Consider the following 6,141-nt stretch of genomic DNA (forward strand, 5'->3'; position numbering starts at 1 on the left):
ACGATGAACTTCCGCCTCAAAGTAGATAGTGGCCCGTTTCGTTTCATCCATCCCTCGACACTAGCGCTTTGACGTCAAAGCGTCAAGACGGCGACGCTTCCGCCTTTCCTTTGATCCTTCTAACGCTGCCCATGAGTGGCAGGCAAGGAAGCCAAGGTGGCGAAGCAGAGAGTTGACGGCGGCCTGTCCACTCAAGGGGTGTGTTAGAGAGTGGCAGGAGTGTCAGGTTCAAGGAGAGGTAACACCCTCGCAGTAACCATCGCCACAATATCCGAGGAAACCCTCCCGATCAACTTCGCTTTCCTCGATCGCCAATCAAGGCTCTTCAACTGATCGGACAGGACAACCCCACTCACGGCGTATTCATCAGGCAGCTCCACCTCGAACGGGTATCCCTTTATCTTCGATGTGACAGGACAAAACAAGGCTAGCCCTACTTTTCCGTTATAGGCTTTTGGCGATAGAACAAGAGCTGGCCGTCTTCCACGCTGCTCACTTCCGGCTTGTGGTGTGAACTCCAGCCACACAAGATCACCACGGTCAGGCACATATGAAGAAGACATCAGAATGCTTCGGCCCCAACAGCATCCCCCGTATCAACCGAGGCGTGGATGTTCGCTGGCGTGATACCAGAAAGAAGATCCTGAAGTCGGAGCCTGGTAGGCAGTGAGGGCCTCAGGACCAATTCACCATCCTTTGCGGTGAGGCTGACTTCGGTGCCAGCGCCCAAGCCCACCTCTTCCGCCAAGCCGCGAGGAATCCTCACGCCAAGGCTGTTTCCCCATTTCTGGACTTTCGTCTGCATGCCCCTAAAGCGGCTATACAGGGACTATACCATCCTTCGGCTCGGCTGCCTGCGCCTCATCTCTCTAACGCTCAAGATCAGAAGCGGGCAGAAACTTTGGAATTGGCGCTTACCTCCGCTCCCGTCTTCTGAATCTTGATGTTAGGCCCCCTTCGCATCGCCAGTGGAGTGAGCTTCGACATAGTCCTTCAGCACAGCATCCATACGAGCTTGCCAACCAGCTCCAGAAGCCCTGAAATAGTCAATAACCTCAGGACTATATCGGATTGAAACCAGCTGCTTTTTATTTGCCAACTTTGGACGTCCGCGAAGCACGCGAATGGGGACCATCGCGCTCATCTGCTCGTCTGTAAGCGGAAGGGCATCAGGATCTGATTCCGCCGCCGCTGTAATCAACTGATCTTCCTCAAGTGTCGGCATCTTCAGGCTGATCTTCTTTAATGGCTTTGACATAGTGATTGACCTCACGGCGATTGGCTCTGCGTAGGCTAATAATTCTCCTTGTCGACTCGCGATCTACAAAGGCTACAAAATAGAGTATGTCTCCAATTGGAGCCAAGGCAACCATCCTTGCTTCACCATAGTCAGCCCGTTCGTCAAGCCAGACGAGTGCTGCTTCCCAACTGAGCTCAGCTGCGGCCGCCAAGGAGAGGCCGTGCTTGCTCAGATTGGTCGCATCCTTGCCAGGGTCGAAATCGAACTGCACGGTTTATCGTAGCTACGGAAATCCCCTCCGTCAACTTCGTCTCAACAAGTAGGCTTCAGGTGGGCCTAACGCTCCAGATCAGAAGCGGGCAAGAATCTCGGCACAGATCCACGCCTACGCTCCCGTCTTCTGAATCTGGTTGTTGGCAGGCAATTTGGCGATAGCAGATTCCCCTACACGACACACTTTGTACGCTCTGGGATCACAGGCATGTCGTCATAAGTCCGACCATTAAGCAATCTGCCAGCAGCTTTCTTGTTTCTCCCACCCCACTGCTTAAAGAAGAACTTGACGTCTTGCTCCTCACATTGTCTTTGAATGTCAAAAACCCAATCTTCCCTCATTGGTCTGGGCCGCGTGCCACTTTCACCACCAACGATTAACCAGTGAATGCCATCAAGGTTTAAGCCAGGAAGTGGACCAAGCAACGGTTCGCAGGATAGAAACTTGATATGAGCACTAGTTTCTCTAAGTCGGTCGACTCTATGAGTGACGCTAGTATCTTCAACTGATACACCCATCCAAATGTTATCCGTCCAAGGCAGTTCGGCAGATAATTCAACTAAGCGTTCAGCTCTCTTCGTTAAAACCTGAAAGACATGCTGCGGATTGTCATTCATAATAGAGAAGACTCGCTTGATAAAATCAGCGGGCACTTCCTTGTGAAAAAGATCACTCATCGAATTCACAAAGACTATTTTAGGGGTCTTCCATTTATACGGAAGCGACAACTGGTCGGGATGAATCCTGACTTCAAAAGCATCTTTGTACTTCTCGACACCCATAGCCTGCAGCCGTTTGGACATAATCTCGGCATAGCAATACTTGCACCCGTTAGAGTACTTGGAGCATCCAGTAGTTGGATTCCACGTTAACTCAGTCCATTCAATGCTTGATGTGGTCATTTAGGAAAGCGAGAAGATTGTCTTAACTTGATTTTGCCTGTAATATTCATAGGCAATGTAAAATGCGCTCTTTCTTGGTTTTGTCCCAGTTGGTGACGCTATGGATATTCTTTGGGTATTCTGCCAGTTCCTAAGAACTTCATTTGTATGCTTTGGCAAGAATCCACGATTTATTGTAAAGCGATAAACTTCAACGTTAGATCTTGGTTTCGTTCTAAGAAACTCCACTAGATCCGCCTCAAGTGGGTTGGTCTTATAGTGCGAGAGGAAGCTCAACTGATTTTCTTGATAATGCCATCCTTTCCCTTGTTCAGTATCAATATCCCATTTGGCTTCGAGCATCTTTTGAAATCCTAGGATATGCGAAGTGAAAAAGAAGAGACAAAATACAGTTGACGGATCTTTTTGGATGGTAAAAGTGTCAACGAAGAAGCTTTCACCGAGCAGAGCATGAAAACCTTCTTTAATCTTTTTGATAAAGCTCCACACATCATCAAATCCTTGATCGGAAAAATCGGGAATTAGTTCAGAAATAAAGTCATAAAGCGCTTCTGGTGTTCCATTTTTTGCAAACCGATACATGAACTGCGTCGGAAGCCAGAGCAGAACCTCAACGCAGCCAGACGCCATTAATGCAGCAATCTGTGAACCACTTATATGTCTGTATTGATACGGATCTATAAACACAAACGCCTTCTGTTTCTGAGATCTAAGGTTCGCGAATGATTTAACCAATTGATCCAGTAGGCACTGATAATCTGTAGATGAATAGCCAATGCTTCCAAAATCAGGGTAATGAAGGGACTTGGCAGCAACAGCTGCTTTGACTTTCTCAATTTTTCTGGAATCCAGATCATTGAAGTGGCAGTTGACTGGAGGGATAAGTCGCCTATTTGCAGGATTAGTAAAATGCATATCCTTTATCTGCCTCAGGATAAGAAGCGGGCTGCCTTCACCTCCATTCTCGTAAATTCCTTCTCCGCAGAAGAGGTCATAGACTTGTATTTCTTTCGTATGATTATCATTGCTGATTATATTCAGATATCTTTTAAGATACTCCGACAATAGCCTGACTTTTGCCTGCGAGTGACTAAGAAGATTAATCTGCGAATCTTTTTTCATTATCGCTCACCTGGGGGGGCAATTTTCATGCTGTAAAACTGTGAAGACTACATCAGCATTTGAGGATGACGCTTGATCTACTTCAGGCATGGCCGCATGCCGCATACATGCCATAACCCGACTCACGCATGAAAGGCAAGCAACAGCCTAGTACTCCTGTACTGATCTGGGGATCTCAAGGCCTTGTCGCAGCTTTTCTTCATGCTGCTTGCTGTCCTGCCAACGCTTGCCATCACCAGCCCGCAGGGTCGTAAGGGTGCGACCAGATCATCTCGGTGGCGGGTCTGGTGTATGGCATTGTTCTGCGGACAATCAGTCATCGCTGTTGGAAGATTCTATCGAGCTATCCAACAGGAGGCGGATAATGCGACGTGCAAGCGGTTCCTTGATCTCTCGGTGCCTAGGAACTGGCTGCGAGACACCTGTAGCTGGATTTCGATACCAATCGTGTTTGCCTCCGTGGCGTACCAAGTCGCATCCACCCTGTTCGATCGACCTGATCAGATCAGCCCGCTTCATGGCATGACTAATTCACCGATCTTGCGAGCACCCGGAATATGTCCGCCTGAGAGATCAAGGTAGAGGTCCTTCAGGTGCTCAACCAAGTCAGTCACCGTTTCGCCTTGCGTCCAGTAATCAGGATATTCCTCAAGGTAGCCAAGCCAGGAATCATCCTCCTGCCAATGAACGTACTTGATCTTCTGCATTGAATGTTCCTCCGCGAGCTGTTGGCCTGGGGTATTCAATTGAGTCTACTCAAGCCGCCCATGCTCCGGCCAGGCCCACGCGCTAGCCAGGGCAACGTCTCTGGGCCGCAGAACGCTCCAGATCAGAAGCGGGCGGCTCCTGTGATTCTTGACAAGTATCCAATGCTCCCGCCTTCTGCATCTGGATGTTATACAGCTTGGCTAAGTGGACGAGGCACCCAGCCCTTTCTCTGATTGTGGTTGCCGAGCATCCCAAAATCTCCCGGATCATCATCATAGATTGACGTAATCTCAATGAGTGATGCATCTAGGATATGCACATTCAGCCATCCCCATTCTTCTGTATAAACACCATCGAATCCATGTCGCTTTAGAAGGCCTTCGTGCTCAAGGCATTGGTAGCTTCCGCGTAAGTGGATCCAGTAATGCCACTCAGCCTTTCGAAAGTGAGAAAATCCAATATCAGATAAATAGTCAGATATGAGGTTGACATGATCAATGCGACGATAATCCAGGATATTCTTTGCCGATAAGTTCACTTCGAATAGTCTACTTTCTTTTTGCCATCCAAGGCCATCTGGAGCGGCATACACCCGACCGCCATCGGGCTCAGTCGCAAAGGAAACGAATCCTTGGCGATCGGTGAACGAGTCAAATCTTTTCAGCGTTCCGTGCCAGGCCTTCATTCTACAGGTTGTGTCTAGACAACTTTGGTCAATTGTATACCGAACTATTCAGCCATGACGAGCTGGATCAGGTAGACAAAATCTTCGGGTGATCTTCTATCAGCTCCTCCCCTGCCAAGTTCCAATAGTTTACATAGTCATAGCCCAAAGCTTTCGATTCTATTCAATCTGTGCATCTCGCGCTAGTACTGCCTTCCTTGCTGCTGGAAAAAGATATGGGGCATGATTACTTTGCGGAATCTGCAGCTTGGGGAGACCATCCTTGAGGAGCGGTTTCGCATGTATTATTCCACCCTAGTTGAGGCTCCCCTGAAGGACAGTTTGGATTGTTGGTTGCCCGCAATGCACCATCTTCAAGTCTCATGACACCTGCTCCGTACCAGAAACTATACTTGCATCCCCATTTGCTCTTTCCCGCTACTAGCTGATCATGGCCAAGGGCATTAAAACCGGAAGCATTGTATTCACATTTTACTCTTTTGCAGTAACCGCCACCTGTGTATGCGTAGCCATCTGGACAGCTGTTTCCTCCGGCGAGGGCGGCGCCTTCGTTCATTATTACACTTTTAACTTCAACACCAGGAACTGAGGCTTTTCCCATTTGCGATTGAACGCATCCAGCGTAATCCCTGGCCTCCAGGCAAAGCTTGTGTATTGCAGGACTGACGTTGCCAGAACTGGTTGGAATGCTCGCAATCAAAAGTCCTGCTAACGATTGAGAGATAAGTGGCATTGAGTTGGGCCTCTGTCTAAACGATTGACTGGCAGCCCCTTGTCGTCGCCCTCATAGAGGATTGGCGCGGCCAGGTGCTGGGCATGACATCAAAGCATACAAGCTGTGAGAAATAGCAGTCTGTATAACGCTCGCCATCACCTGGCCGCAGTGAGCGGTGCACCAAGCAGATGGCTTTACGGTGGCGGCACAGGTGAATGGCGGTGTTAGACAGCTGCCTTCGCCTCATCTGCAGGACTTGCATGCAACTGAAGGCCTAGCGCAGAGATAACCTTCAAGATCGTACCGAACTCTGGATTTCCACCAGCTGACAAAGCCTTGTAGAGGCTCTCACGGCCAAGGCCGGCGTCACGGGCGATCTGTGTCATTCCTTTGGCACGAGCAATATCACCTAACGCGGCAGCGATGACCTTGGGGTCGCCATCTTCGAGTGCTGCTTCAAGATAGGCAGCCTGGTCTTCACTGCTTACAAGATGG

Annotated in this window: 10 protein-coding genes; all 10 read right to left on the reverse strand. The window is 49.2% G+C overall.

The window, feature by feature from the left end:
- Nucleotides 1-203: 203 nt before the first annotated feature.
- Nucleotides 204-563 carry an endoribonuclease MazF gene (gene mazF / locus KBY95_RS16145; protein WP_254966312.1) on the reverse strand — a complete coding sequence of 120 codons (360 nt, stop codon included), beginning with the start codon at nt 561-563 and terminating at the stop codon, nt 204-206.
- Nucleotides 563-805, reverse strand: coding sequence for an AbrB/MazE/SpoVT family DNA-binding domain-containing protein (locus tag KBY95_RS16150; RefSeq protein ID WP_254966313.1), 243 nt, complete (start codon nt 803-805; stop codon nt 563-565). The genes mazF and KBY95_RS16150 overlap by 1 nt, the downstream gene beginning before the upstream one ends.
- A 141-nt stretch (nt 806-946) precedes the next feature.
- The gene (locus KBY95_RS16155; protein ID WP_254966314.1) at nt 947-1,225 is read right to left on the reverse strand and encodes a BrnA antitoxin family protein; all 279 of its coding nucleotides are present in this window, start codon (nt 1,223-1,225) and stop codon (nt 947-949) included.
- Complete coding sequence (locus KBY95_RS16160; protein ID WP_254966315.1) at nt 1,212-1,511, reverse strand: BrnT family toxin; 300 nt, start codon at nt 1,509-1,511, stop codon at nt 1,212-1,214. Before KBY95_RS16160 ends, KBY95_RS16155 begins: the two co-directional genes overlap by 14 nt.
- Nucleotides 1,512-1,684: 173 nt before the next feature.
- Nucleotides 1,685-2,416 (reverse strand): DUF5131 family protein, encoded by a 732-nt coding sequence (locus KBY95_RS16165; protein WP_254966316.1) that lies wholly within the window; start codon nt 2,414-2,416, stop codon nt 1,685-1,687.
- Nucleotides 2,417-3,538 (reverse strand): three-Cys-motif partner protein TcmP, encoded by a 1,122-nt coding sequence (gene tcmP / locus KBY95_RS16170; protein WP_254966317.1) that lies wholly within the window; start codon nt 3,536-3,538, stop codon nt 2,417-2,419. It lies immediately after the preceding gene.
- Between the two features lie 312 nt (nt 3,539-3,850).
- Nucleotides 3,851-4,057: a type II toxin-antitoxin system HicA family toxin gene (locus tag KBY95_RS16175; protein WP_254966318.1), complete on the reverse strand. Its 207-nt coding sequence runs from the start codon at nt 4,055-4,057 to the stop codon at nt 3,851-3,853.
- Entirely contained in the window at nt 4,054-4,245 is a 192-nt protein-coding gene (locus tag KBY95_RS16180) for a type II toxin-antitoxin system HicB family antitoxin (RefSeq protein ID WP_254966319.1), read from the reverse strand. Before KBY95_RS16180 ends, KBY95_RS16175 begins: the two co-directional genes overlap by 4 nt.
- 188 nt (nt 4,246-4,433) lie before the next feature.
- A complete protein-coding gene (locus tag KBY95_RS16185; protein WP_254966320.1) occupies nt 4,434-4,931 on the reverse strand; it encodes a hypothetical protein in 498 nt (165 codons plus the stop codon).
- Nucleotides 4,932-5,870: 939 nt separating this feature from the next.
- Nucleotides 5,871-6,141: addiction module antidote protein (locus KBY95_RS16190; protein ID WP_254966321.1), on the reverse strand; the 271-nt coding region annotated here is incomplete at its 5' end.

It is taken from the genome of Cyanobium sp. Aljojuca 7A6 (genome assembly GCF_024346455.1).
In the GTDB taxonomy this organism is placed as follows: domain Bacteria; phylum Cyanobacteriota; class Cyanobacteriia; order PCC-6307; family Cyanobiaceae; genus Cyanobium.